The organism is Actinomadura gamaensis, from assembly GCF_042652125.1.
GTDB classification, from domain to species: Bacteria; Actinomycetota; Actinomycetes; order Streptosporangiales; family Streptosporangiaceae; genus Spirillospora; species Spirillospora gamaensis.
Genome location: NZ_JBHSIT010000001.1, coordinates 218,678 through 244,940, shown reverse-complemented (window position 1 = coordinate 244,940; position 26,263 = coordinate 218,678). Strand labels below are relative to the sequence as shown.

The 26,263-nt window shown below is 74.2% G+C and carries 24 protein-coding genes; 13 read left to right on the top strand and 11 right to left on the bottom strand.

Going from position 1 to position 26,263, the window contains the following annotated elements:
* Nucleotides 1-262: 262 nt before the first annotated feature.
* Nucleotides 263-1,957, bottom strand: coding sequence for a carotenoid oxygenase family protein (locus ACFPCY_RS01185; RefSeq protein WP_378251653.1), 1,695 nt, complete (start codon nucleotides 1,955-1,957; stop codon nucleotides 263-265).
* Between the two features lie 154 nt (nucleotides 1,958-2,111).
* On the opposite strand from ACFPCY_RS01185, the gene ACFPCY_RS01180 reads away from it, so the two are divergent.
* Entirely contained in the window at nucleotides 2,112-3,740 is a 1,629-nt protein-coding gene (locus ACFPCY_RS01180; RefSeq protein ID WP_378251652.1) for an acetolactate synthase, read from the top strand.
* A 6-nt stretch (nucleotides 3,741-3,746) separates the two neighbouring features.
* Here ACFPCY_RS01180 and bsaP read toward each other — a convergent pair whose 3' ends face one another.
* The 7 genes from bsaP to ACFPCY_RS01145 all read right to left on the bottom strand — a co-directional run bounded on the left by bsaP (nucleotide 3,747) and on the right by ACFPCY_RS01145 (nucleotide 10,920).
* Nucleotides 3,747-3,947: a biotin synthase auxiliary protein BsaP gene (gene bsaP / locus ACFPCY_RS01175; RefSeq protein WP_378251651.1), complete on the bottom strand. Its 201-nt coding sequence runs from the start codon at nucleotides 3,945-3,947 to the stop codon at nucleotides 3,747-3,749.
* A 60-nt stretch (nucleotides 3,948-4,007) separates the two neighbouring features.
* A complete protein-coding gene (locus ACFPCY_RS01170; RefSeq protein WP_378251650.1) occupies nucleotides 4,008-5,354 on the bottom strand; it encodes an acetyl-CoA carboxylase biotin carboxylase subunit in 1,347 nt (448 codons plus the stop codon).
* Nucleotides 5,355-5,411: 57 nt separating this feature from the next.
* Complete coding sequence (locus ACFPCY_RS01165) at nucleotides 5,412-6,788, bottom strand: HD-GYP domain-containing protein (protein ID WP_378251649.1); 1,377 nt, start codon at nucleotides 6,786-6,788, stop codon at nucleotides 5,412-5,414.
* Nucleotides 6,785-8,296, bottom strand: coding sequence for an HD-GYP domain-containing protein (locus tag ACFPCY_RS01160; protein ID WP_378251648.1), 1,512 nt, complete (start codon nucleotides 8,294-8,296; stop codon nucleotides 6,785-6,787). The genes ACFPCY_RS01165 and ACFPCY_RS01160 overlap by 4 nt, the downstream gene beginning before the upstream one ends.
* 506 nt (nucleotides 8,297-8,802) lie before the next feature.
* Nucleotides 8,803-9,726: an NAD-dependent epimerase/dehydratase family protein gene (locus ACFPCY_RS01155; protein ID WP_378251647.1), complete on the bottom strand. Its 924-nt coding sequence runs from the start codon at nucleotides 9,724-9,726 to the stop codon at nucleotides 8,803-8,805.
* Nucleotides 9,727-9,887: 161 nt separating this feature from the next.
* A complete protein-coding gene (rsrA, locus tag ACFPCY_RS01150; protein WP_378251646.1) occupies nucleotides 9,888-10,193 on the bottom strand; it encodes a mycothiol system anti-sigma-R factor in 306 nt (101 codons plus the stop codon).
* Nucleotides 10,194-10,242: 49 nt separating this feature from the next.
* The gene (locus ACFPCY_RS01145) at nucleotides 10,243-10,920 is read right to left on the bottom strand and encodes a sigma-70 family RNA polymerase sigma factor (RefSeq protein ID WP_465251211.1); all 678 of its coding nucleotides are present in this window, start codon (nucleotides 10,918-10,920) and stop codon (nucleotides 10,243-10,245) included.
* Between the two features lie 315 nt (nucleotides 10,921-11,235).
* Here ACFPCY_RS01145 and ACFPCY_RS01140 point away from each other — a divergent pair, with 315 nt between their 5' ends.
* On the top strand, nucleotides 11,236-12,375 hold the full coding sequence (locus ACFPCY_RS01140) for a hypothetical protein (RefSeq protein ID WP_465251210.1): 1,140 nt from the start codon (nucleotides 11,236-11,238) through the stop codon (nucleotides 12,373-12,375).
* 78 nt (nucleotides 12,376-12,453) lie between these two features.
* On the opposite strand, the gene ACFPCY_RS01135 is transcribed toward ACFPCY_RS01140, so the two are convergent.
* Both ACFPCY_RS01135 and ACFPCY_RS01130 read right to left on the bottom strand, forming a co-directional pair.
* On the bottom strand, nucleotides 12,454-12,795 hold the full coding sequence (locus ACFPCY_RS01135; RefSeq protein ID WP_378251644.1) for a TraR/DksA family transcriptional regulator: 342 nt from the start codon (nucleotides 12,793-12,795) through the stop codon (nucleotides 12,454-12,456).
* Between the two features lie 66 nt (nucleotides 12,796-12,861).
* Nucleotides 12,862-13,644 (bottom strand): SOS response-associated peptidase, encoded by a 783-nt coding sequence (locus ACFPCY_RS01130; RefSeq protein ID WP_378251643.1) that lies wholly within the window; start codon nucleotides 13,642-13,644, stop codon nucleotides 12,862-12,864.
* A 51-nt stretch (nucleotides 13,645-13,695) separates the two neighbouring features.
* Between ACFPCY_RS01130 and ACFPCY_RS01125 the strand changes: the two genes are divergently transcribed.
* Nucleotides 13,696-14,604, top strand: a complete 909-nt coding sequence (locus ACFPCY_RS01125; RefSeq protein ID WP_378251642.1) for a DoxX family membrane protein — start codon at nucleotides 13,696-13,698, stop codon at nucleotides 14,602-14,604.
* Nucleotides 14,605-14,683: 79 nt separating this feature from the next.
* Here ACFPCY_RS01125 and ACFPCY_RS01120 read toward each other — a convergent pair whose 3' ends face one another.
* Nucleotides 14,684-15,661 (bottom strand): cytochrome c oxidase assembly protein, encoded by a 978-nt coding sequence (locus tag ACFPCY_RS01120; protein ID WP_378251641.1) that lies wholly within the window; start codon nucleotides 15,659-15,661, stop codon nucleotides 14,684-14,686.
* Nucleotides 15,662-15,830: 169 nt separating this feature from the next.
* Between ACFPCY_RS01120 and ACFPCY_RS01115 the strand changes: the two genes are divergently transcribed.
* From ACFPCY_RS01115 to ACFPCY_RS01070, 10 genes are all read left to right on the top strand, one after another.
* On the top strand, nucleotides 15,831-16,292 hold the full coding sequence (locus tag ACFPCY_RS01115) for an NUDIX domain-containing protein (protein ID WP_378251640.1): 462 nt from the start codon (nucleotides 15,831-15,833) through the stop codon (nucleotides 16,290-16,292).
* A gap of 172 nt (nucleotides 16,293-16,464) precedes the next feature.
* Nucleotides 16,465-16,689: a FeoA family protein gene (locus ACFPCY_RS01110; RefSeq protein ID WP_378251639.1), complete on the top strand. Its 225-nt coding sequence runs from the start codon at nucleotides 16,465-16,467 to the stop codon at nucleotides 16,687-16,689.
* Entirely contained in the window at nucleotides 16,686-18,800 is a 2,115-nt protein-coding gene (gene feoB, locus ACFPCY_RS01105; RefSeq protein WP_378251638.1) for a ferrous iron transport protein B, read from the top strand. The genes ACFPCY_RS01110 and feoB overlap by 4 nt, the downstream gene beginning before the upstream one ends.
* A 46-nt stretch (nucleotides 18,801-18,846) precedes the next feature.
* On the top strand, nucleotides 18,847-19,077 hold the full coding sequence (locus tag ACFPCY_RS01100) for a FeoC-like transcriptional regulator (RefSeq protein ID WP_378251637.1): 231 nt from the start codon (nucleotides 18,847-18,849) through the stop codon (nucleotides 19,075-19,077).
* A gap of 113 nt (nucleotides 19,078-19,190) precedes the next feature.
* Nucleotides 19,191-19,754 carry a sigma-70 family RNA polymerase sigma factor gene (locus tag ACFPCY_RS01095; RefSeq protein WP_378251636.1) on the top strand — a complete coding sequence of 188 codons (564 nt, stop codon included), beginning with the start codon at nucleotides 19,191-19,193 and terminating at the stop codon, nucleotides 19,752-19,754.
* Entirely contained in the window at nucleotides 19,751-20,479 is a 729-nt protein-coding gene (locus tag ACFPCY_RS01090) for an anti-sigma factor family protein (RefSeq protein WP_378251635.1), read from the top strand. Before ACFPCY_RS01095 ends, ACFPCY_RS01090 begins: the two co-directional genes overlap by 4 nt.
* A 75-nt stretch (nucleotides 20,480-20,554) precedes the next feature.
* Nucleotides 20,555-21,850, top strand: a complete 1,296-nt coding sequence (gene aroA / locus ACFPCY_RS01085) for a 3-phosphoshikimate 1-carboxyvinyltransferase (RefSeq protein ID WP_378251634.1) — start codon at nucleotides 20,555-20,557, stop codon at nucleotides 21,848-21,850.
* 12 nt (nucleotides 21,851-21,862) lie between these two features.
* A complete protein-coding gene (rsgA, locus tag ACFPCY_RS01080; protein ID WP_378252545.1) occupies nucleotides 21,863-22,867 on the top strand; it encodes a ribosome small subunit-dependent GTPase A in 1,005 nt (334 codons plus the stop codon).
* Between the two features lie 181 nt (nucleotides 22,868-23,048).
* A complete protein-coding gene (locus ACFPCY_RS01075) occupies nucleotides 23,049-24,761 on the top strand; it encodes a serine/threonine-protein kinase (protein WP_378251633.1) in 1,713 nt (570 codons plus the stop codon).
* Nucleotides 24,762-24,774: 13 nt separating this feature from the next.
* On the top strand, nucleotides 24,775-26,262 hold the full coding sequence (locus ACFPCY_RS01070) for an FAD-binding oxidoreductase (protein WP_378251632.1): 1,488 nt from the start codon (nucleotides 24,775-24,777) through the stop codon (nucleotides 26,260-26,262).
* Nucleotide 26,263 lies beyond the last annotated feature (1 nt).

Sequence of the window (26,263 nt, the reverse complement as noted above, 5' to 3'; positions counted from 1 at the left end):
ACGTGGACCCCGATCCCCGAACCCCGATGGCGCTTGCTACTGATCAGTTAGGAAAGTTTCTTTTCAATTAAGCCGCACCGTAACCAGCCGTCCGCCGCCCGGCAAGCCCCGTCCCCGGGTCCCGCCGCACCGCCCGGCGACCAGCCCAGTTGGGGCACCGAACCAGCGCGGCGCCCGCGCGAACTTTGGCATCTTCCGCCAACGCGGACGCCGCCGCCTTGGCTTGATCGCTCAAGGCGGCGGCGTCCGGACCGGCGCGGGACTAGCCCCGATCGTCCAGTTCGTCCGCGACCTCGCGGGCCACGGCCGCGAGGTCCGGGTCGAGCCGGTCGAGGCGGCCGTCCAGGTCGTCGGCGAAGCGGAGGCGGTCCAGGCCGGGCGCGGCGGGGACGGCCTCGGGCATCCACGCGGAGTGGACGAGGAACGGCAGGACGGTCCCGCGCGGCGGCGCCAGGACCGCGACCGGGCCGTGCGACACGTTCGCCGCGTCGAACACCTCGACGCGGAAGCGGTCGTCGTTGTGCACGGCCACGACCAGGTAGCCGTCGTGCCCGCCCGGATCGGCCCCCGCGTAGGCGCTGCGGCCCGGCGCGCCGAGCCCGCGCGGGACGAACGAGGGCGACGTCGGGTAGTCGTCGAGCGCGAACGTCCACTCGGACAGCGGCTTCAGGTCGCCCCGGTCGAGGGTCGCGAGGACGGCGGGCGTCTCCTCGGCCGGGAACAGCGACGGGTCGACCCGGTCGCCGTAGTTGCGCAGCGCCCGCTGGTTGACCGCCTCCGGATGGAAGCCCAGGAAGATCATGTGGTGCCGGGTCGGGTTCGCGACGCCCTCGCGGCTCCAGTCGATCGCCGACAGCTCCGCCTGCCACCACCGGGACGGGTCGCAGGCGCGGGCCCGCTCGGCGACGCGTCCGGTCTCGGGGTCGAAGCGCAGGACGGTGGTGAGCGCGGGCGTCATGCCGTGGCAGTACATGCCGCGCAGCGCGGGATCGACCGGGCGGCCGAACGCGTCCACGTCGTCCTCGCGCAGGTACATGCCGATGTCCACGCCGGGCGTGTGCTCCATGACGATCTCGACCTGGCCGCCGGAGTCGTCGTAGCGGGCGTAGAAGTGGTTCACCTCGGGCGCGATGCGGAACTCGCGGCAGGGCACGGTCGCGCGGGCCGGGTCCAGGTCGTCCTTGCGGATCAGCAGGACCGGGCCGTCCGGGTTGTTGGCGACGGTCCGGTCCGCCCCGAAGATCTCCTGGACGTCCACCTTGTACGCGGTGTCGGCGAGGACGAGCCAGTTCCGCGTCTGCGTGATCGTGTGCGTGGCCTGCGGCAGGACCGCGCCCTCGACCTCCCAGCGGCGGACGTCCCGCCCGTGCCCGTCGTACCGGACGACCGAGACGACGCCGGACATCACGTCGCGGCTGACCGTCCAGAGGCAGTCCCGGTCCGGATCGACCACCGGATGCGCGGACGACGACACCAGCGGCAGCACCGCCTGGTCGATCGTCGGCTTCCAGCCGTCGCGGTGCCCGACCTCCGCGACGAACCCGAGCGTGACCGGGTCCACCTCGACCGGACGGCCCGCGTCCCAGGTGGCGAACAGCCGCTCGCCCCACGGCAGCGGCGCGGTGTTCGCGCAGTTCACGAACCCCCACGGGGAGCTCGTCCCGACCGGGCCGGCGAGGAACAGGTCGGGCCGCTTCCGGCGCAGCCGCACCGACGGCGTGTCGATCACGCGGGGCCGCCAGGCGAACCGGGCGGGCGGCGCACCGCCGGTGCCGGGCCGCAGCGCGAGCCGGGCGAGGATCCCGTCGCCGAAGAACGCGTGCACCGGATGGGTGCGCTGGTCGGACGAGCTGACCACGAAATGGCCGGTCAGGTCGTCCGGCCAGGCTCCGGCGACCAGCTCCAGATCGAGGTCCACGGGGTCGTCCTTGGTGAGGATCGAACGGGGTATCGGCATGGCGCGGCTCCCTCCGGGTCCCGTGTCCGCATCCCAATCAACCCGTCCGGCATCAACGTCGTCAAGTCCCTAACTACTAAAGCCGCGCGGACGCTTTGGCACCGGGTGCGCGCCGGGCCTGGTCAGGCAAGAAAGCGCTTGTTAACGTCCGTAGATGGACGGTGCGGAAAACAGCGGACGACCACCGGACGGGCCCCGGCACGGGGGCGACACGGCGCTCGCGGCGGCGCTGCGGTTCGGCGTCGAGACGATGTTCACCCTCTCCGGCGGGCACGTGTTCCCGCTGTACGACGCGGCCGTCCGCACCGGAACCCGGATCGTGGACGTCCGGCACGAGCAGTCCGCGGTGTTCGCCGCCGAGGCGACCGCGCGGCTCGCCCGCCGTCCCGGCCTCGCCGTCCTCACCGCCGGACCGGGCGTCACCAACGGCGTCAGCGCGATCGCGACCGCGCACTTCAACGGCTCGCCCGTCGTGGTGCTCGGCGGTCGCGCGCCCGCCGCGCGCTGGGGCTCGGGCGCGCTCCAGGAGCTCGACCACCCGCCGCTCGTCGCGCCGGTCACCAAGCTCGCGGCCACCGCGTCCGGGCCGGGGACCCTCGACGCCGACGTCACCCGCGCGTTCGACACCGCGCTCGCCCCGCACCGCGGCCCGGCCTTCCTCGACATCCACATGGACCACCTGTTCGCCCCGGCCGTCCCGCAGGCGCCGCGGCCCGAACGTCCGCCGCGCGCCGCCGGCGTCCCGCCGCTGGACGAGCTGGCCCCGGTGCTGCAGAACGCGCGGCGGCCCGTCCTGGTGCTCGGCTCCGACGTGTGGACCGACGGCGCCGAGCACGCGGCGCGCGCGTTCGCCGAGGAGGTCCGCGTCCCGGTCGTCGCGAACGGGCAGGGCCGCGGCGTGCTGCCCGCCGGGCACGACCTGCTCGTCACCCGCGCCCGCCGCACCGCGTTCGGCGAGGCCGACCTCGTGATCGTCGCCGGGACGCCGCTGGACTTCCGGCTCGGCTACGGCGTGTTCGGCGACGCCCGCGTCGTGCACCTCATGGACCATCCGTCCGCGCTCGCCGCGCACCTCGACGCGACCGGCGTCGCGGGCGACCTGTCCGCGGTCTTCGCCGCCCTCCCCCGCTTCAAGACCGACCCGGACTGGCTCGCCCGGCTCCGCGACGCGGTGCGCGCCGCGTCCGCCGCCGACGCCGGGCTGCTGCACTCGGGCGCCGACCCCGTCCACCCGCTGCGCGTCTACGGCGAGCTCAACCGGATCCTCGACGACGACGCCGTGGTCATCGGCGACGGCGGCGACTTCGTCTCCTACGCCGGCCGGTACGTCGAGCCGAAATGCCCCGGCACCTGGCTCGACCCCGGACCGTACGGCTGCCTCGGCACCGGCCTCGGCTACGCCATGGCCGCCCGGATCGTCCGGCCGTCCGCGCAGGTCGTGCTCCTGCTCGGGGACGGCGCGGCCGGGCTGTCGCTGATGGACGCCGACACCCTCGTCCGGCACCGGCTGCCGGTCGTGATCATCGTCGGGAACAACGGCGCGTGGGGCCTGGAGAAGCACCCGATGCGGGCCCTGTACGGCTACGACGTGGCCGCCGACCTGCAACCGGCCTGCCGCTACGACGAGGTCGTGCGCGCGCTCGGCGGCGCGGGCGAGACCGTCACCCGCCCCGCCGACCTGGCCGCGGCGCTGCGCCGCGCCTTCGCCGCGAACGTCCCGTACCTGGTCAACGTCGTGACCGACCCGGACATCGCCTACCCCCGCACGACCACGGGCGTCTAGCCGGGGCTAGGACGAGGCGATCGTGCCGTGCTCGGAGCAGCGGGCCGTCCAGCCCGCGGGCGTCACCTGGACGACCATGCGGCGCCGGCAGCGCGCGCAGTAGCGCGGCGGTTCGAGGGCGCGGGCCGTCCGGCACGCGGCATGATCGCCACCGGAGGCGCCGCCGAGCTCGTTCCCGCAGCGGTCGCAGTAGACATCGCTCTCCACGCCATGCACCGTATCGCCCGTCGCCCGGTCCGACGCCGCCGCTCAGTCCGACGCCGCCGCTCAGTTCGACGCCGGACGCATCCGCGCGACGATCCCCGTGTCGTACGTGCCGGAGACGAACTCGGGGTTCTCCAGCAGCTCGGCCAGGAACGGCAGGTTCGTGGTCAGCGTGCCCTCGATCCGGAACGCGGCGACGGCGGCGCGGGCGCGTTCCAACGCCGCGTCCCGGGTGCCGGCGTGGACGACGAGCTTCGCGAGCAGCGGGTCGTAGTACGGCGTGACCATGTTGCCCTCGGCGTACCCGGCGTCGATCCGGATGCCGTCGCCGACCGGCTCCTCCCACACCTTGATCTTCCCCGGCCGCGGGACGAACCGGAACGGGTCCTCGGCGTACACGCGCAGCTCGATCGCGTGCCCCTCGGAGCGGACGTCGCCGAACGACACCGGCTCCCCCGCCGCGACCCGAAGCTGCTGCTCGACCAGGTCGATGCCGGTCAGCGCCTCGGTCACGGTGTGCTCGACCTGCAACCGCGCGTTCAGCTCCAGGAAGTAGAACTCGCCGGACGCCGGGTCGACCAGGAACTCGACCGTGCCCGCGCTGCGGTACCCGACCGCCTCGCCCGCCCGGACCGCCGCCGCGTGCAGCAGCGCGCGGGTCGGCTCCGGCAGGCCCGGCGCGGGCCCCTCCTCGACGATCTTCTGGTGCCGGCGCTGCACCGAGCACTCCCGGTCGCCGAGCGCGACGACCGTGCCGTCCGGCAGGCCGAGGATCTGCACCTCGACGTGGCGCGCGCCGCGCACGTACCGTTCCAGCATGACGTCCGGGCTGGTGAAGAACATCTCCGCCCGGGACCGGGCCGCCGGGTACACCGCGCGCAGCCGCGCCTCGTCGTGCGCGACGCCCATCCCGATGCCGCCGCCCCCGGCCGCGGCCTTCACCATCACCGGGTAGCCGATCCGCGCGGCCTCCTCGACGGCGGTCTCGGTGTCGGGGACCGGCTCCCAGACGCCGGGCGCGACCGGGACCCCGGCCTCCTTCATCAGGTTCCGCGCGTTGATCTTGTCGCCGACGCGGGCGATGGCGAGCGGCGGCGGGCCGACCCAGGCCAGCCCGGCCGCCTCCACGGCGCGCGCGAAGTCGGCGTTCTCCGCCAGAAACCCGTATCCGGGGTGGACGGCCCGCGCGTTGTGCCGCCGCGCCGCCTCCAGCACGGCCGGGCCGTCCAGGTAGCTCTGCGCGGGAACGGGCGGGCCGATCAGGACCGCCTCGTCCGCCTCGTGCACGAACGGCAGGTCGGCGTCGGCCTCGGAGTAGACGGCGACCGCCTTCAGGCCGAGGCCGCGCACCGTGTGCACGATCCGGCTGGCGATCTCGCCGCGGTTGGCCACCAGGACCGATTCGAACACCAGCGGACACACCCTTCCTCATCGTCGGTTCGGGGCCGGGGTGTCCCAACCTAACGGCTAAGTGCGCGGGCGCCGGTCCACCACGCGGCTCAGCGCCTCCACCACCGACGGGTCGTACTCGGCGGCCGAGTCGAGCCGCAGCCGCTCCAGCACGGCCGCGCCCCGGTCCCGGTCGGTCGAGTCGCCGACCAGGTCGTCGTAGGCGTTGGCGACCTTGATGATGCGGCTGGCGAGCGGCGGGCCCGGCGGGAGCTGCCCGTCGGTCTCGACCCGGCCGTCCGACGGCGGCGCGGCCGGGGCGCGGTACGGGTCCGACGACAGCCGGACGATCCGGGCGACGCCGTCCAGCACGCCGGTCTGCTCGATCACGCCCGCGCCCAGCTCGGCGATGCGGCGCTGCTCGCCCGGCGAGGCCAGCACGGTCGCGCCGCCGGGGATCGGGTCGCCGAGCGAGAGCTGCCCGATGTCGTGCATCAGCGCCGCGTACTCCAGCTCCAGCAGCTCCCCCTCGGACATGCCGAGCTCGCGGCCCATCGCGACGGCCAGCCGCGACACGCGCCGGGAGTGGTCGCGTTCCACGTACCCGCCGACCTCGGTCACCCGCGACAGCGCCCGGACGGTCTGCAGGTAGGTCGCGCGAATTCCCGAGTAGCGGCGGAACGCGACCTGCGTGACCAGGATCGGAGCGGTGAACACCGCCAGCGCCACCGGCCCGAGCGCCGTCGTCGCGACCGCGATCAGCATCGCCGTCGCGCCGGTCGCCGCGCAGAGGCCGGCCTTGGCGTTGAACTCGTCCCGGACGGCGATGCCGAACCGGGCCCGCACCGCCTCCGCGCGGATCAGCGCGGCCAGCCCGAGATCGACCGCGCAGGCCAGCACGACCGTGACGACCATCACGACCAGCAGCACCCGCCAGCCGAGGTCCAGGCCGAGCAGGGGCCGGAAGCACAGCGCCACCACCGCGACCGAGATCAGCCGCCGCGCCACCGCGTCCGGACGGGGCGGACGCCCCACCGCGACGTGCGGCAGCGACCCGAGCAGCGCGGCGACGGCCGTCACCGCCACCACCTGGAGCGCCGAGTGCGTCGCCGGGACGCCGCCGAACGGCGCGCCCCTCGGCGCGCCGCGCGGACCGACGCCGACGAGCAGCGCGTACCCGACCGCCCCGGCCGTCGCGATCGGCGCGACCTCCCGGTTTCCGGGCATGACCATGCGGAACAGCTCGCCGAGCGCGATCAGCACGCCGAACACCACGGCGATGTTCGACTGCCGCAGTCCCGACGCGGCGACCTGCGTCACCGCGCCGATCACCAGCAGCGCGGCGCCCGACACCAGCAGCAACTGGCCCGCGTCCACCGCCTGCCAGGCCGGACGGGGCGCCGGCTGCCTCGGGGGCGCGGCCTGGGGCGCCGCTCTTCTGGAGGGCGCGCTCACCGCCGCCACACCTCGTCCCCGGCCGTCCCGGGCCACTCACCGTGCGCCGCCTGGCCGGGCGGCCCGTCCACCGGTCCGGGCCCGGCCGCGGGAGGCGCGGCGCCGTCCGCCGGATCGTCGGACGGGGCCGGGACGCTCGTCGGACGGGACGCGGGAGGGCTCACGTTGATGCGGTCGTCGCCCTCGACGCGGATGGGGACGCTCGGGTCGTCGTGGTCCTGCTGGGTGGTCTCGACGACGTCGTCGTCCGGCGGCGGCGCGGGCTGGGGCGGGACCCAGCCGTCGCGGTCGAGCGCGCGCAGGAACGCCTCGACCATGACCGGGTCGAAGTGGTCGTCCATGCCCCGGCGCAGCTCGGCGACCGCCTCGTCGATGCTGCGCGCCGCCCGGTAGGAGCGGGTGGACGTCATCGAGTCGAACGCGTCCGCCACCGAGATCACGCGGGCGAACTCGGGGATCTCGTCCCCGGCGAGGCCCATCGGGTAGCCGCGGCCGTTCATCTTCTCGTGGTGGTGCATGATCCCGGCGAGCGCCTCGTCCAGGAAGCCGATCTCCCGGACGATCTCCAGCCCGCGCATCGGGTGCAGCTGGACGGCCGCGAACTCCTCCTCGGTGAGCTTGCCGGACTTGCGCAGCACCTTGGTCGGGACGCCGAGCTTGCCGACGTCGTGCAGCATCCCGGCGTACCGGATCGCCTCCACCCGGTCCGGCCGCATCCCGATCTCCTGGGCGATCATCACCGAGCCGCGCGACACCCGCTCGGAGTGCCCGCGGGTGTAGTAGTCCTTGGTCTCGACGGCCTGGCAGAGCGCGGCGAGCGTCGCCGCGTGCGCCTGCCGCTGGTCGTGCGCCTGCTCGAAGGCCCACCGCGCGATGAACAGCGGTAGCAGCACCAACACGGCGGCGAACGGCCCGACGCGCGGCCACAGGCCCGCGATGAGCAGCCCGAACATGCCGTAGCCGAGGAAGCCGACGACGACCGTGCCGGACTCGCGCGCCAGCTCGCGCGGCGCGGCCTGCCGCGACAGCACGAGGATCCCGGCGGTCAGCGCCATGTTCACGAACACGAACGTGACCAGCGCGCCGAGGAACGGGCCGATCACGTGCTCGGCCCACTGCGCCTGCTGCGGCTCGAAGCGGTGCCCGCCGAGGACGGCGAAGACCGTCCCGGCGGTGAACCCGCTGAGCGCGAACTGCGCGCCGTTGAACAGCCGCTTCACCGGCGCGAAGAAGCGCTGGCCGGTGACCAGCGCGCAGCCGCCGAGCAGCGCCGCGCCCGCGGCGCCGACGAGCACGACCGAGGCCAGGCTCGCGGCGAAGCTGAGCGAGACGCGGGCGCTCGCGACGTTCAGCCGCGCGGGCGCGGAGTCGCAGACCAGGAACAGCACGGCCAGCACGGCCAGCGTCCGCCAGTCCACCTCCGCGTACGACGCCGTCCCGATGAGTCCGACCGCGAGGGCCACCACACCGCAGACGTAAGCCCAGGCAGCCAGAGGTAGTCCACGCAATGCCGCCCCCTCCGGGAGTCGACGCCCCCGCCCCGGTGGGGGCGGAGGCCGTGTGAGGGGGTCTCGTCCCCCTCGACCGTACGCGGGCGCCCGGCCCGGGGGCGCACGCGCGCCCCTGGACCCGGGACTTCACGCCCGGGGCACTAGGCCCAGGACACGCCCTTGGGCACCATCAGCGACGACGTCTCGGCATGCCCGAGCCGACCGGAACCGGCACTCTGCGGTGATGTGAACATGGCTGCAAGCCTCCCCCCGTTCATCCGGGACCGACCGGACCGCGGATGCGGCCCGGTTCCGCCCGGGGCGAGCCCGTCTCCGTCCCTCCCGGGCGTGTACGTGCTCCCGTCGCTGATTTCCGGCCCAAGCCTAACGCGGGAGACGCAGGTCACACAGGCATGCCGGGAATCGTGAGCAAAGCGTGAACTATCAGTCACGCTGTGTCGCGAAAGAGGGTCCGTCCCTCACCTTGAGTACACGCACAAAACGCCTGCACGTGCATTCCCCATTCAGGCTCCGGCCTGCGCGGATCGGGCCCAGGCGACGGTCTCGGCCAGGCCGTCGGCGAGGGTCGTCCGGGGGCGCCAGCCGAGCGTCTCGCGCGTGCGGGACGCGTCGACGGCCATGGCCGGAAGATCGCCCAGGCGGGGCGGCGCGAACTCGGGATCGTCGGGGGCGCCCGCCGCGCGCGCCACGAGCGAGTGGAGGTCGCGGTCGGTCGTCTGGACGCCGGTGCCGACGTTCAGCCGGAGCCCGGACGCGGCGGACCCGGTGGCGCGGGCGAACGCGTCCACGACGTCCAGCACGTAGACGTAGTCGCGGGTCTGCCCGCCGTCGCCGTAGACGCGGGTGGGCTTCCCGGTCAGCAGCGCGTCGGTGAAGATCGACACGACCCCCGCCTCGCCCTCGGGCGTCTGGCGGGGGCCGTACACGTTCGCCAGCGTCAGGATCGTGTGGTCGAGGCCGTGCAGCGCCGAGTACATCCCGGCGTACACCTCGCCCGCGACCTTCGACGCGGCGTACGGCGAGGCGGGCCGGAGCTCGGCGTCCGGCGGGACGGGCAGCGTGTCCGGGACGCCGTAGACGGCGCAGCTGGAGGTGAACACGACCTTGCGCGCGCCCGCGCGGCGGGCGGCCTCCAGGACGTTCGCGGTGCCCAGCACGTTGGTGCGGGCGTCGGCGAGCGGGTCGCCGACGCTCACCCGGACGCTGACCTGGGCGGCGAGGTGGCAGACGACCTCGGGGCCGAAGGCGGCCACGCGGTCCGCGAGCGCCGGGTCGGCGACGTCCGCCCGCCACAGGTCGATCGCGTCGTTGCGGTGGTGCCCGGTGGACAGATCGTCCACCCCGGCGACCTCGTGGCCGTCGGCCAGCAGCCGATCGACCAGATGGGAGCCGATGAACCCGGCCGCGCCGGTGACCAGAACGCGCATTCCAGCACCCTACTGGGCGCAGTGCGCCCCGGCGTCCGGCCCGCGGAACGGGCCGGGACGCGGACGGCCCCCGTCACACCAGGTCGGGCGAGGCCAAGTCAGGCCACGTCAGGACGGTCGGGCGACGTCAGGACGGTCGGGCCGGCTCGGGCCGGGCCGGCTCAGACGCTGTCGGGCTCGGCCTGCCTGACGCCGTGCTCGGTCTCCTTGAGCTCGACGCAGATCTGCTCGATCCGGACGAGGACCTTGGCGCGCAGCTCGTCGGGGGCGGCCTCGCACTCGCAGCCCTTCTTCACGAGCTTCTTCACGGCCTCTTCCAGGCCGTACTCGCGGAGGCAGGGCCCGCACTCGTGCAGGTGCTCCTGCACCTCGCCGCAGCCGCTGTCGTCGAGTTCCCCGTCCAGGTAGGTGTAGACCCGGGCGAGTACCTCACTGCAGGGGGTCTCGTGGTGATCGCCGCAGCTCATCGCTCATTCACCTTCCAGGGGCGGACGCCGTCACGGTCCGGCAGGGGGATCATTTCGACCCCTCCCCCGCGCGGGTCAGGCCGCGCTCCTGAGCGTAGTCCTCCAGCATGCCGCGCAGCTGGCGACGGCCCCGGTGCAGCCGCGACATCACCGTGCCGATCGGGGTGCCCATGATCTCGGCGATCTCCTTGTAGGCGAACCCCTCGACGTCGGCGAGGTAGACGGCGATCCGGAACTCCTCCGGGAGGTCCTGCAGCGCGCGCTTGACGTCGGAGTCGGGCAGGTGCTCCAGCGCCTCGGCCTCGGCCGACTTCAGGCCGGACGAGGTGTGCGACTCGGCGCGGGCGAGCTGCCAGTCCTCGATCTCCTCGGTCGCCGACTGCTGCGGCTGCCGCTGCTTCTTGCGGTAGGAGTTGATGAAGGTGTTGGTCAGGATGCGATACAGCCAGGCCTTGAGGTTCGTGCCCTCCCGGAACTGGTGGAAGGACCCGAACGCCTTCGCGAAGGTCTCCTGCACGAGGTCCTCGGCGTCCGCCGGATTGCGCGTCATGCGCAGCGCGGCGGAGTACAACTGGTCCAAGTACGGGAGCACGTCGCGCTGGAAGCGCTCCTGGCGCTCCTCGACGGTCTCCACGGTGCCCGCTACCAGACCCACCCCCTCGGCTGTGGCGACGCCCCCCTTGGCGTCGTACCCCACAGACGATATCGGTCCGGCGACGCGCATCACGCCGCCGGGGGCGGTGCCCCGAGGCTGGGGAACGGTTTTACCGTTTCGTGCCCCGGCAACGGCTGTGGTCATCAAGCGCCCCTCCGTTGTACTACTGTGCCTCGCTCCGCGACGCGTGCGGACCGTCTGTGTAGAACTAGCAGTGCGTGACAACGCGCGGAGGGTCCGGTCGATTCCCCTACCGGGGGTGACGCGGGGAAGAAGTTTCCGGACAGTTCGGATCACCTTCCCCCAACCTGCACGGAGGGTGATGTCCGGGGATGGCGGGGAAGAAAGCTCATACACGGCGAGAACAGGAGCAAAGCGTTGCTACCGGTGCCGGCGCAGCCTCCAGAACCCACCATCGCCAGTCTTCGCGAGGCCCCCGGCGCCTCCGGCGAGGCCGACGGCGATGCCCTCGGTCCCTACTGGACGTTCTACTGGGCGGTGGCCGCCGCCCAGCTCGCGCGCTGGCTGCCCCGCGACCCCGGGCGGGTGCTCGACCTGTCCGGCGGCGGGGGCCGGTTCGCCCAGCAGGCCGCGCGGTCGGGTCACACGGTGGTCGAGGTGCTCGACCGTCCGCCGGGCGTCCCCGCGCCCGCTCCCGGCTCGCTCGACGACGCGTCCGCCGGGGTGCGCGGCGCGAACGACCATGGCGCGGACGGCGTCGGCGTGGACGGTTCCAGCGCGGACGGCTCCAGCCTGGACGGCCACGGCGTGGACGGCCGCGGTGCGGATGAGCGCGGTGCGGGCGAGCGCGGTGCGGGCGAGCGCGGCGCCGACGGCCACAGGACGCATGATCAGGGCGCGGACGGCCACGTCCGGACGAACGGCCGGGCCGCCCGGATGCTCGACCTCGGCGCCCCCGCGAGCGGGCGGATGCCGAACGGGGTCGCGCCGGGGCCGCGCCCGCCCGCCGGCTCGCCGCGGATGCCGGGGCTCGGCCTCGGGCGTCCGGCCGTCCCGCCGGGCCGGGTGCGCCGCGTCGTCGGCGATCCGGGCGCGCCCTCCTTCCTGGCGGACGCCTGCGTGGACGCCGTGGTCGCGGAGAACCGGATGCTGTCGCGGCACCTGGTCGCCGAGTCCACGGTCGCCGAGATCGCGCGCGTGCTGCGTCCGGGCGGCCGCGTCCTGCTCACCGTCGACTCGCTCACGCTCGGCATGGCCCTGCTCGCCGAGCAGAACTGCTGGGCGCACCTGTCGGACGTGCCGCGCGCCGAGGTCGTCCTGGTGCCCTGGCCGGACGGCACGATCACCCGCTGCTTCCAGAGCGACGAGCTGCGCGAGCTGCTCACCGACGCGGGCCTGGAGGTGGAGTGGATCCGGCCCCGGACGGCCCTGTCGGCGTCCACGGTCGAGCACGTCCTCGCGACCTCGCCGGGCGCGCTGCCCCGGCTCGTCCGGACGGAGCTGAACGTCCCGCCGGGCGACGAGTCCCTGGGCATCCACCTCCTCGCCAGCGCCGTCCGCGTCTGACGTCCGGGCCGTCCGCGGGCGTCGGGCGGGCGTCGGGCGGGCGTCGGGCGGGCGCGGGGGGCGTTCGCGCCGGGCGTCTCAGTGGTGCATCCGGTCGTGTTTCGCCTGGCAGGGGACGCAGCGGGCCGCTTCGGGGCGGGCCTCCAGGCGGCCGGGCGGGACGGGCTTGCCGCAGGACACGCAGAGCCCGTAGCCGCCCGCGGCGATGCGGTCCAGCGCCGCCTGGACCGCCGCGCGCTGCTGGCGCAGCGAGGCGAGGGACGCCTCGACGCGGTCGGCGTCGGTGAGCCGGGCGCCCGCGTCGGCGACCGAGCCCTCGGTCGCCGGGCGCTCCCCGGTCAGGATCGTGATCGACCGGTCCAGGGCGGCCCGCTGCTCCTCCAGTCGGGCACGGACGGCCACGATGTCGACGGTGTCCACGGCGCTCCGTTCTCGTCCCGGAGCCCGGGCGCGGGGGGTCGCGCCTTCGATCCGCGTGTCGGGGCCTCAGAACAGGGTTCCGGGAGTATTGCCAGGACTATCCCCGTTCGTGGCGGGTTCTATGAGTTGGGCGCCGTTGTTTCTCACGTTGTTGACCGCGGTGGAGACGGGATGGGCGTCCATCGTGCCCGCCATGGCCGGGGTGAGCAGGCCGCGCACCTCGTCGGCGGCGGTGAGGGCGGGGTCCAGCCAGGCGTCCCAGCGGTCCGGGGTGACGATCATCGGCATCCGGTCGTGGATGCGGCCGAGGTCGTCGGGGGCGTCGGTCGTGATCACCGTGCAGGTCCAGACCCACTCGTCCTCGGGCGACTTCCACAGCTCGTAGAGCCCGGCCATCGCCATGATCGCCCCGTCCTTGGGGTGGATGTAGAAGGGCTGCTTGCGCGGCTTCCTCTTCTTGCCCTTCTCGTCCACGGCGGGGTCGTCCTGGAGCGTGTACCACTCGAAGTAGCCGTCCGCGGGGAGCAGGCAGCGGCGGCGCGCGAACGCCCGGCGGTAGGCGGGCTTCTCCGCGACCGTCTCCACCCGCGCGTTGATCATCCGGGCGCCGATCGACAGGTCCTTCGCCCAGGACGGCACCAGCCCCCAGCGCAGCGTGCGCAGCTGCCGGAGGGCCTCCTCGTCGTCCCCGCCCTCGCCGCCGGGCCGCCGGACCAGGACGGCCGGGACCTGCTTGGTCGGCGCGACGTTGTAGTCCGGCTCCAGGTCACCGCCGGTCTCGTCCGCCTGGATCGCGAACTGGTCGAGCAGCTCCTGCCGCGCCCGTGTCGTGGCGTATCGTCCGCACATGGCCTCATCCTCCCGCGCTTGACCGGCGAAGTGCTGGGCATGTAGCCCATCATGCGACCCATCACGAGCCCGGCCCGCCCGTTGGTGGCGGCCCCGTACATCATCACCGGCCTGGAGGCGCTCCGCGATCCCGCGTCCCGCGCCGAGCAGGTCGCGCCGACCGTCAAGCCCATCGCGGACCGCCTGGACTGGCTTCCGACGAAGGACCCGGTGGCGCTCGTGCGGATCCAGGGCGCGGTGAGCCTCGGCACCGGGGCGCTGCTGCTGACTGGCAAATTCCGCCGGTTGACCACGCTCCTGGCCGCCGTGCAGCTGCTCCCGGCGCTGGCCACCGAGCACCGCTACTGGACCGAGGACGACCCGGAGCGGCGCGCGAGCGAGCGATCCCACCTGCTGAAGAACGTGGCGCTGTTCGGCGCGCTGCTCATGGTCTCGGGCACGCCGCGCGACGGACGGACCGCCGAGCTGCGCCGCCAGCTGCACGAGGCCCAGACCAGGGCCGCGGCGGAGACCGAGGCCCTGCGCAAGCAGGCCGCGACCGAGACCAAGGCGCTGCGGCGGCAGGCCCGGTCGGAGACCAGGGCCGTCCGCCGGGACGCGGCGGCCCGGGCCTGGCAGGCCCGCCACCGCGCCCGGAAGTCGTCCGGCCTCTCCAGGCTGCTCGGCGGCGCGATCGCCGCCGGCGCCGGCAAGTCGTCCCTGAAGCGCGCGATGCCCGGATCCGGCAAGTCGTCCCTGAAGAGCTCGCTGTCCGGCGGGAGCAGGTCGTCGTCGGTCAAGAGCGGCCTGGCCGGAGCGCGCAAGGCCACCGCCAAGGGCGGCAAGGTGGCGTCCAAGCAGGCCAAGGCCGCCTCGAAGATCGCCTCCAAGCAGGCGAAGGTGGCCACGAAGCAGGCGAGGGCGATGTCGAAGGGCGCCGCGAAGCGGAGCGGCGACCTGGTGAAGGCCGCGCACCGCTGAGCAGGCGCCGCCGACCCCACGCTCAGATCAGCGTCGGAGAGAGACGGACACCACGTCAGGGACCGCGTCCGCGGTCACGTCAGGAGCCGGAGGACGGTCGCCGTCCTCCGGTTCCGTAACGTCGAGAGAGCACCGGATCGGTCTCCCACCAGGGACGCATCATCTCCGGCTCGGCCACGACGACGCCCTCCGCGGCCCGTTCGGCGACGTGCCGCTCCTGCTCGGCGTCGAGCTCGCGGTCGACGCGTTCGGCCTCGGCGCGGTCCTGGCGCAGCATCCGGACCGCGAGGACGACCAGGAACGGCATCCCGGCGAAGTCCCCGACCATCCACAGCAGCCCGCCGCCGATCTGCTGGTCGCGGTGGATCGACGGCCCCCACGTCCGGTGGACGTGCTCGTAGTAGGCCAGGGCGAGCGGATGGTGCCGCAGCATGATCGTGAGGCCGAGCGCGCCGTCGAACATGGCCTCGGCGAACGTGATCCCCATCGACAGCAGGTGCGGGTAGGCGCGCGGCATCGGATCGACCTGGAGCCGCGCCCAGTAGTAGACGAGCCCGATCACCACCAGCGCGACCTCGACCGCCTCGCCGGCGGCGGCGTCGCGCAGCGTCAGCTCGTACAGGGGGCTGAAGTAGAGGACCCAGGGCGTCACGACGAGCGCCGCCGTCCCGGCGGGAGGCGAGGTCAGGACGGCCACGGCCCGGCTGTCCAGGACGCGCTTCACCCGGTCGCGGCGCGGGCCGTCCGGCATGGTCTCCAGCAGGAGCGTGAACGGCGCGCCGTTGGCGAGGAACAGCGGCGAGATCGCCAGCAGCGTGATGACCTGGAGGGCGCGCGGCCAGAAGAGCGTGGTGCCGTACGCGCCGACGAACGTGACGGTGACGGCGAGGACGCTGCCGAGGCCGAGCCCCACGAAGTTCAGCGTCCGTGACAGCGGCCACCCGTCCGCGCGGCGGGCGCGCCGGAGGTACCAGACCCCCGAGGCGACCACGAGGACGGTCATGGCGGGATCGAACGTCCAGCTCGCGAGCGCGCTACTGACCGTGAGTTCCCGCACCGACCTTCCCCACCGCGTTGAGCCGGGCGGCCGGGTTCCCTCACACCCGCACCGCGAACCCGGCCGCCACGTGAGACGCACCTTAGGGCGCCGACCGTAAGCGCCAGGTGAACGTCCCCGAAACCCCCCGATAGGACGCCTTCCGGGGCGGTTCCGGTTGGATGGGGTGGTGCGAGCTATCGGAGTCCGGGTCTGGCGGAGGCTGAGCGGGCGGTGGCAGTGGCGGCTGGTGCGGTGGCGGCACCACGGGTTCCTCGTGTACGCGGCGGGCGTCGTCCGCGACGAGGACGGCCGGGTCCTGCTCCTGAGGCACCGGCTGTGGCCCGAATCGCGTCCCTGGGGCCTGCCCGGCGGGTACGTCAACGCGGGTGAGCGGCTGGAGGACGCGGCGGCCCGGGAGATCCGCGAGGAGACCGGGCTGGAGGTCGCCGTCACCGGCCCGCCGGTCGCGGTCTTCAGCGGCTACCGCTACCGCGTCGAGACCTACTGGGCGGCCCGGCTGACGGGCGGCGACCTGCGGCTCGACCCCGGCGAGATCCTGGAGGCGCGCTGGTTCGCCGCCGAAGAGCTGCCGGCCGGCCTCTCGGAGAACCACCGCGCCCTGCTGGCCGGGGCGACCACCCGGAGCTGACCGCCGAAGCCCTCCGCCGAAGCCCTCCGCCGAAGCCGTCCGCCGGAGCCGACCGCCGGAGCCGACCGGACGGGCCGGGCGCTGTGCCGCAAACCACAGGCGACCCCGGATTCCCCGGCCCGCGTGATCCGTCATAGGTTAGCCATACCTAAGGGATTGCGCAGGAGGCGAAATGACGGTGGCGGACTGCTCCCCCGGCGCGGTGGTGCGGCTGCGCCGGGTGGCCGCGCGCAACGGCCGGCTGCGGGAACTCGGGTTCGTGCCCGGCGCCGTGCTGCGGGTGCTCGCGCGCGGCGGCACGGGCGGGCTGATCGTCGCGATCGGGGACGCCCGGATGGCGGTGGACCGCGAGATCGCCCGGGTCATCCACGTCGAGCCGCTGGCCGCCGCGTCGTGACCGGGGTCAAGGCGGCGAGCTGCCACGGCGGATCGACGGCGGTCGCGTCGCCGCCCGGCACGCCGGTCGTGGCCCTCGCGGGCAATCCCAACGTCGGCAAGTCGACGGTGTTCAACGCGCTGACCGGGGCGCGGCAGCACGTCGGCAACTGGCCGGGCAAGACCGTGGACGTGGCGCGCGGGCCGTGGCGGCTGCCGGGCGGCCGGCGCGCCGAGGTCGTGGACCTGCCCGGCACCTACAGCCTGGTGCCCTGCTCGCCGGACGAGGAGCTCACCCGCGAGCTGATCGTGACCGGCCAGGTGGACGCCGTGGTCGTCGCGCTGGACGCCGGGAACCTCGCCCGCAACCTGTACCTGCTCGCCCAGCTGCTGGAGACGGGCCGTCCGGTCGCGGTGGCGCTGACCATGGTCGACACCGCCGCAGCGCGCGGCCTGGCCGTGGACGCGGCGGCGCTCGCGGCGCGGACGGGCGTCCCGGTGGTGCCGATCGACGCCCGGTCCGGGCGGGGCCTTCCCGAGCTGGGCGCGGCCGTGTCCGGGCTGCTCGACGATCCCCGTCCGCCCGTCCCGCCGGCGCTCGGCGCGGCCGAGGAGGTCCTGGCGGAGCTGGAGGCGGCGGTGGCGGACGTGCCGGAGCTGGCCGGCCTGCCGCGCCGCTGGGTGGCGACCGCGCTGCTCAGCGGGGACGTCCCGGAGGACACGCCCGACGCCGTCCGGGCGACCGCGGCGGAGCTGGGCGACCGGCTCGCCGCCGCGACCGGCGACGCCGGCGACGACCTGTGGGACGCCGACGCCGCGCTCGCCGACCAGCGGTACGCGTGGGCACACGAGGTGCTGGAGGCGTCCGTCCGGCGGGAGGCGGGCGCCGACGCCGACACCCGCACCGACCGGGTGGACCGCGTCCTCACCTCGCGGGCGTTCGGCCTGCCGATCCTGCTCGCCGTCATGTGGACGGTCTTCACCGCGACGACCACGCTCGCCAAGCCCCTCCAGGACGGCCTGGCCGCGCTGTTCGACGGCCCGGTCACCTCCGGCGCGAACAGCGCGCTGGCCTGGGCGCCGGGCTGGCTGGACGGCCTGATCGTGCAGGGACTGATCGGCGGCGTCGGCCAGGTGCTGTCGTTCGTGCCGCTGATGATCATCATGTTCGTCCTGATGACGCTGCTGGAGGACTCCGGCTACCTCGCCCGCGCCGCATTCCTCGCCGACCGGCTGATGCGCGCGATGGGCCTGCCGAGCCGGGCGTTCCTGCCGCTGCTGGTCGGGTTCGGCTGCAACGTCCCGGCGCTGTCGGCGACGCGGATCCTGCCGAACGCGCGGCAGCGGCTGCTGCTCGGCCTCGTCATCCCCTACCTGTCGTGCAGCGCGCGGCTGGTCGTGTACGTCCTGATGGCGTCGATCTTCTTCGGTTCGATGGCCGGGACGGTCGTGTTCGGCATGTACGTCCTGTCGATCGTGATGGTCGTCGCGGTCGGGCTGCTGCTGCGCCGCACCCTCTTCCGGGACGTCACCCACGAGCCGCTCGTGCTGGAGCTGCCGCCGTACCGGGTGCCGACCGTCCGGGTGACGGCGGCGCAGACGTGGGTGCGGCTGCGCGGGTTCCTGCGGACCGCGTCCGGGATCATCGTCGGGACGGTCACGGCGGTGTGGCTCCTGTCGTCGGTCTCGCTGCACGGCGAGGCGTTCGGCAAGGGCCCGATCGAGGACAGCGCGATGGCCGGGATCTCCCGCGCCGCCGCGCCGGTGTTCGAGCCGCTCGGGTTCGGCGACTGGCATCCGGCCGCGGCGATGGTCACCGGGTTCGTCGCGAAGGAGGCCGTCGTCGCGACCATGGCGCAGACCTACACGGTCGCCGAGCCGGGCGACGGGCACCGTCCGGGCGCCCTCGGCGCGCGGATCAAGGACACCTTCGAGAAGACGTCGCACGGGCACCCGACCCCGGCGGCGCTCGCGTTCCTGGTGTTCCTGCTCGCCTACACGCCCTGCATGACGACCGTGGCAACGCAGTGGCAAACGATCGGCCGCCGGCTGACCCTGTACGGAATGGGCATGCAACTCGTGATCGCCTGGGTTCTGGCGCTCGCGGTGTTCCAGCTAGGGAGGCTGATGTGACGGCCGCACGAGGAGCCGATGTGACGCGTCCGCACGGGGAGCCGATGTGACGCCCGCACGAGGAGCGAGCCCGCTGCGGGGCGTGCTGGACGCGGTGTCCGGCGGCGCGGCCACGCCCGCCGAGATCGCCCGCACGACCGGCCTGGACCGGACGGAAGTCGAGGCGATCCTCGACCATCTCAGCCGCCGCGGCCGGATCCGCCTGGAGACGCTCGGCTGCGGACCGTCCGCCTGCACCGGTTGCGGGCTGAAGGGCGGCTCCTGCTCCGGGAAGTGAGCCGCGAACCGGAAGAGAACCTTAAAGCAGACTAAAAACCGTTGAACCCTCTCCGCCGGCGGGCACGTACCGCATGCTGACCGCCCGTTCCCGACCCGACGGAGACGCACGGCATGGCAGCACTGCGCGGCCTGGTCCGCCGCCCGCGACGCGACGCGGGCGGCCCCCCGCCGGACGGCGACGAACTCGTCACCGCGCTGTACCGCGAGTACCACCGTCCGCTTCTGGCCTTCGTCCTGCGGCTGACCGGCGGCGACCGCGGCTGGGCGGAGGACGTGGTCCAGGAGACCATGGTGCGGGCCTGGCGCAGCGCCGCCGGCCTCGATCCCGCCGCGGAGTCCCTGATGCCCTGGCTGGCGACGGTGGCGCGGCGTATCGTCATCGACCACCGGCGCTCCCGCGACGTCCGGCCCCCGGAGGTCGGTGACGGGCCGCTGGAGAACCTCCCGGCGACGGACGAGGTGGACGGCTTGCTGCGCAAGGTCATGGTCGCGGAGGCGCTGAACTCCCTGTCCCCCGCGCACCGCCAGATCCTCACCGAGACGGTGCTGCGCGACCGCACCGTCAACCAGGCCGCCGACTCCCTGGGCATCCCCGTCGGCACCGCCAAGTCCCGCGTCTACTACGCCCTGCGCGCCCTGCGCGTCGCGCTCGAGGAGAGGGGGGTCACCCCATGACCGGTCCGGTCGAGCACACCGACGTGGGCGCGTACGCCCTCGGACTGCTGGAGGACGTCGATCGCCGGGCGTTCGAGGCCCACCTGCGCGGGTGCGGCCCGTGCCGTGCCGAGCTGGCCGAGATGTCCGGCATGGCCGACGCGCTGGCGGGCATCTCGCCCCTCGCGGAGGTCCCCAAGGAACCGCCCCCGAAGCCGTCCGACGAGCCCGCGGACAACGTCGTCGACCTCCTGCGCCGCCGGCGCGAGGCCGACCGCCGCCACCGCCGCGGCACCCTCGTGATCGGCTCCGCCGCCGCGGCCGCCGTCCTCGCCGCCGGCGTGGTGGTCGGCACCCAGGTGAACGACGACGGCACGGCGGTCACCCACGACCACTCCCCCGCGACCGCCCTCGTCCTGACCGGCGAGAAGCACTCCGCGTCCGACCCGGCGACCGGCGCCGCGGGCACGATCGGCCTGGAGAACAAGGGCTGGGGGACCCACGTCGGGCTGGAACTGCGCGGCGTGAAGGGCCCCCTCCGCTGCCACCTGGAAGCGGTCTCGAAAACCGGCGAACGCACCGTCGTCACCGGCTGGAAGGTCCCCCGGAAGGGCTACGGCGTCCCCGGCGCCCCGTCCTCCCTGATCATCCACGGCGGCACCGCCCTGACCCGCCCCGAGATCAGCCACTTCGACGTCCGCGTAGACGGCCCCACCCCCCGAACCCTCCTCACCATCCCGCTCTAGCCGGGATGGTGAGGAGAGGGGGGAAGGGGGTCGTGCCGCTGAGGGGGTGGGGGCGGGGCCGATAACCTGGGGGGCATGTCGCTCTCCCAATCCGGGCACGACTGGGCCGCGCCCGTGGCGCGCGGGCCGGTGGACGCCGTGGTGCCGCTGCCCGGTTCCAAGTCGATGACGAACCGGGCGCTGATCCTCGCCGCGACCGCGGCCGGGTCGTCGCGGGTCGGACGGCCGCTGGCCAGCCGCGACACGCGGCTCATGGCGCACGCGCTGCGCGCCCTCGGCGCGGACGTCTCGGAGGACGAGCGCGACTGGCTCGTCGATCCCGGCGAGCGGCTGCGCGGCCCCGCGGAGATCGACGTCGGCCTCGCCGGGACGGTCATGCGGTTCCTGCCGCCCGTCGCCGCGCTCGCCGACGGGGACGTCGCGATCGACGGCGACCCGCACGCGCGGCGGCGGCCGATGGGGCCGATCATCGGGGCGCTGCGGGCGCTCGGCGCGGACATCGACGACGGCGGGCGCGGCGCGCTGCCGTTCACGGTGCGCGGGCGCGGCGGGCTGCGCGGCGGCACGGTCACGCTGGACGCGTCGGCGTCGTCCCAGCTCATCTCCGGTCTGCTGCTCTCGGCGCCGCGGTTCGAGCGTGGCGTGGAGGTGCGGCACGAGGGGCCGCCCGTGCCGTCCGCGCCGCATCTGGCGATGACGGTCGCGATGCTGCGCGAGGCCGGGGCCGACGTGGACGACTCGGAACCGGACGTCTGGCGGGTCGCGCCCGGCGAGCTCAAGGGCCGCGACTGGCACATCGAGCCGGACCTGTCGAACGCGGCGCAGTTCCTCGGCGCGGCGCTGGTGACCGGCGGCCGGGTGACCGTGCCGGACTGGCCCGCCGAGACGACGCAGCCCGGCGACGCGCTGCGCGGGCTGCTCGCCGCGATGGGCGCGGAGGTGAGCCTCGGCGCGGACGGCCTGACCGTGCGCGGCGGCTCCGGCGGCCTGCGGGGGCTCACCGCCGACCTGCGCGACGTCGGGGAGCTGACGCCCGTGCTGGCGGCGCTCGCCGCGCTCGCCGAGGGGCCGTCCCGGCTGACCGGCATCGCGCACCTGCGCGGGCACGAGACCGACCGGCTCGCCGCGCTGGTCGCCGAGATCAACGGCCTCGGCGGCGACGTCCGGGAGCTGCCGGACGGCCTGGAGATCGACCCGCGCCCGCTGCACGGCGGCGTGTTCCACACCTACGACGACCACCGGATGGTCATGGCGGGCGCCGTCCTCGGCCTCGCCGTGCCGGACGTCCGGGTGGAGAACGTGGGCACGGTGGGCAAGACGCTTCCCGACTTCACCGAACGGTGGGGCGCGATGCTCGCGACGGCCGGATAGAGGGGCGGACCACTGGCACGCCGAACGCGCGACTACGACGAGGACGACGTCCGGATCCGGCCGGGACGGCGCGGTTCGCGCCCGCGCACGCGGATCCGCCCCGCGCACGAGGACGCCGTCACCGCCCTGGTCACCGCCGTGGACCGGGGCCGCTACCGCTGCCTCGTCCGCGACGCGGACGGCGACCGCGAGGTCACGGCCATGCGCGCCCGCGAGCTCGGGCGCAAGAGCGTCGTGGTCGGCGACCGGGTCGCGCTGGTCGGGGACGTCTCCGGCAAGCCCGACACGCTCGCCCGGATCGTCCGGATCGAGCCGCGCACGTCCACGCTGCGCCGCACCGCCGACGACACCGACCCGTTCGAGCGGGTCATCGTCGCGAACGCCGGCCAGCTCGCGATCGTCGCCGCGCTCGCCGACCCCGAGCCGCGCCCGCGGCTGATCGACCGGCAGCTCGTCGCCGCCTACGACGCGGGCATGGACCCGCTGCTCGTCCTCACCAAGGCCGACCTCGCGCCGCCGGCGTCCCTGCTGGAGATCTACGAGGCGCTCGGCGTCCCGTACGTGGTGACCGAGCGCGGCGGCGACCTCGCCGAGCTGCGCGAGCTGCTGTCGGGGCGGGTGACCGTGCTGGTCGGGCACAGCGGCGTCGGGAAGTCCACGCTGGTGAACGCGCTGGTCCCGGCGGCCGGGCGGGCCGTCTCGCACGTCAACGCCGTCACCGGGCGCGGACGGCACACCTCCTCGTCCGCGCTGGCCCTGGAGCTGCCGGACGGCGACGGCTGGATCATCGACACGCCGGGCGTGCGGAGCTTCGGGCTCGCGCACGTCAAGCCCGAGAACGTCATCAACGCCTTCGAGGACCTCGCCGAGGGCGCGGCGGAGCGCTGCCCGCCGCACTGCGACCACCTGCAACCGGACTGCGGCCTCGACTCGTGGGTCGCCGACGGGCACGCGGGCCAGGCCCGCCTCGACTCGCTGCGCCGCCTGCTGCGCAGCCGCGAGGGCGAACCCGAGTAGCGGCGTCCCGGGGGACGTACCGGTATCGGCCGGGCGATGCGCCGCGATCGGTATCGGCCGGGGCGATGCGCCCTGATCGGTATCGGCCGGGGCGATGCGCCCTGATCGGTATCGGCCGGGGCGATGCGCCCTGATCGGTATCGGCCGGGGCGATGCGCCCTGATCGGTATCGTCTGGGGCCATGCACCCCAAGGTGATCGCAGGGCGGTACGAACTCCTGGAGGTGCTCGGCCGCGGCGGCATGGGCGCCGTGTGGCGCGCCCGCGACCGCACGCTCGACCGCGAGGTCGCGGTCAAGGAGGTCGACCTGCCGCCGGGCCTGACCGCCGAGCAGACCGCGCGCGTGCACGAGCGGACGCTCCGGGAGGCCCGGTCGGCGGCGCGGCTCGACCATCCCGGCATCGTGACCGTCCACGACGTCGTCGAGGAGGACGGGCGGCCGTGGATCGTCATGAGCCTCGTGCGCGCGCCCGCCCTCGACGCCCACATCAACCGGCGGGGACGTCCGCTGCCGCCCGCCCGCGTCGCCGCGATCGGCCTGGACCTGCTGGACGCGCTGCGGCACGCGCACGCCGCCGGGGTCGTCCACCGGGACGTGAAGCCGGGCAACGTGCTCCTCGGTGCGGAGCGCGCCGTCCTGACCGACTTCGGCATCGCGTCGATCGCCGGGGACGAGACGCTCACGCAGACCGGCGTCGTCGTCGGCTCCCCGGCCTACCTCGCGCCCGAGCAGGCCCGGCACCAGAAGGCGACGCCCGCGTCCGACCTGTGGTCGCTGGGCGCGACGCTCTACGCGGCCGTCGAGGGGCGTCCGCCGTACCAGCGCGAGGACGTCTGGGGCGTCATGGCCGCGCTCCTCTCGGACGACCCGGACCCGGTCCGGCTCGCCGGGCCGCTCACGCCCGTCCTGAACGGGCTGCTGCAACGCGACCCGGACCGCCGGATGAACGCGGACGAGGCCGAGCGGGCGCTGCGGCAGGTCGTCCAGGCTCCCGCGGCCGTGTCCTCGCCGCCGCTGGGCGTCCCGCTGGGCAGCCCGGTGGTGGAGCCGCCCAAAGACCCGTCGGTGGGCGACCTGCCGTTTCCGCCGCCTCCCCCGCCCGCCTTCACGACGCCTCCTCCACCGGCCGCCACGCCTCCGCCGGGCGCCACGTCTCCTCCGCCGGGCGCCACGTCTCCTCCGCCGGGCGCCACGACGCAGCCGCCGATCCGGCAGGTCAAGCAGATCCCGTGGCCCGTCGTCGTCCCGGCGGCCGTGTTCGGGGTGCTGCTGCTGGTCGCGGTCATCGTGATGGCCGTCTTCCTGAACGGGAACTCGCGGAACGGCGCGTCCGGGTCGCATCCGCCCACGCCGTCATCGAACACGGGCGTTTCGTCGCCGTCCCAGCAACAGCCGTCCCAGCAGCAGCCGTCCTCTCAGCAGCCGTCCTCGCAGGCCGTTCCGAACGGGTACACGCTCTACGACGGCAGTTCCTTCAGCGCCGCCTACCCCAAGGGCTGGACGGTGGACGGCAGCGGTACCGACGTCACGTTCAAGGACCCGGCCCCCGGCGTCACCAAGGGGATCTCGGTGTTCAAGGCGTCCGGCCTCTTCGTGAGCACCTCGTTCACGCTCGACCAGGTCAGCAGGGACCTCAGCCAGAGCGACTCCTTCCACGCCTACAAGGAGGTCGGGCGCAGGGACTCGGCCCCGGTTGGCGGCCACGACGCCGGAGAGATCCAGTTCACGTTCATCCGGACTGTCAGCGGGAAGGACGTCCCAGGACGGGCGATTGTTCGGGTTTTCCCGGTGAACGGCGGCGCCGAGGCCGTGCTGCTCGCCGCCGCCCAGAAGGACTGGAACGGCAGCCAGGACACCTACGAGGAGTTCTGCAGGTCGTTCCGGTTGAAGTGATGTGATCAGTGCCATGGAGCGACGGGTCTTCCTGTTGGCGGCCGGGGCGGGCGTCCTGGCCGGGTGCTCCACGTCGTCCAAGAAGCCGTCGCCTTCACGCGCGCGCACGAGCGGCTCGGCGGCTTCGCCCACCGCGACCGGTCCCGCTGACTGGAACGCGCTGGCCCATGGCCTCCAGGGCAAGGTGATCAGGCCGGGGGACGCCGACTACGAGCGCGCGCGTCAGCTCTACATCCCGCGCTTCGACCGGATCCGGCCGGCCGGGATCGCCTACTGCGCCAACGAATCGGACGTTTCGGAATGCCTCGCGTTCGCGCGGCGGCAGCGCCTCCCGGTGGCCGTGCGGAGCGGCGGGCACAACTACGCGGGCTTCTCCACCGGAACCGGCCTGGTCATCGACGTGTCCCCGCTGGACTCGATCGACGTCTCGGCCGACCGCGTGACGGCCGGGGCGGGCGTCCGGCTCATCGACCTGTACGCGCGGCTCGGCGCGCGCGGCCTGTCGGTCCCCGGCGGGACGTGCCCGACCGTCTCGGTCTCCGGCCTGACGCTCGGCGGCGGGCTGGGCGCGACCGCGCGTGCCCACGGCCTGACCTGCGACGTCCTGGAATCCGTCCGGATCGTCACGCCGGACGGGACCGTCCGCGAGTGCGACGCGTCCCGCGAACCCGACCTGTTCTGGGCCTGCCGGGGCGGAGGTGGCGGCAACTTCGGCGTCGCGCTCGCCTTCGCCTACCGGCCGCAGCGGATCGACGCCGAGGTGACGCCGTTCTCGCTGGGCTGGCCGTGGTCACGCGCCGCCGACGCCCTGCGCGGGTGGCAGCGCTGGCTGCCGTCCGCGCCCGACTCGGTGTGGACGAGCTTCCAGCTCGACGCCTCGCGCGGCGTCTCGGTCGAGGGTTTCGCGCTGTCCGACCCGTCCCGGTCCCTGGACGGCCTGAACGGCGCGATCGGAGGCCCGGACGCCGACACGTCCGTCCGGCCGCAGCCCTACCTGGACGCGATGAAGCGCCTCGCGGGCTGCACCGGACAGACCGTCGCCGAATGCCACGAACCGGGACGACTCCCCGGACAGCGCCCCGAAGGCCGCTTCCCGCGCACCGACTACGCCGCCAAGTCCCACATCGCGCGCCGCCCCCTGCCCGACGACGCGATCGACACCCTCGTCCGTCGCGTCCGCGGACGCGACGGACGGTCCGTCCTGCTCGACGCGATGGGCGGCGCGATCGGCCGCGTGGCGCCCGGCGACACCGCGTTCCCGCACCGCGACGGCCTGTTCTGCGTCCAGTACCTCGCGGACGGCGGCGACATGGCGTGGCTGCGCGGCGTCCACGCCGCCATGGACCCGTACCTGCGCGGCGCGGCCTACGTGAACTACATCGATCCGGAACTGGCGTCCTGGCGCGGCGACTACTACGGCGCGAACGCCGACCGGCTCGGCGCGGTCAAGGGGAGGTACGACCCGGACGGCCTGCTCCGCTTCCCCCAGTCCGTCCGGTGAT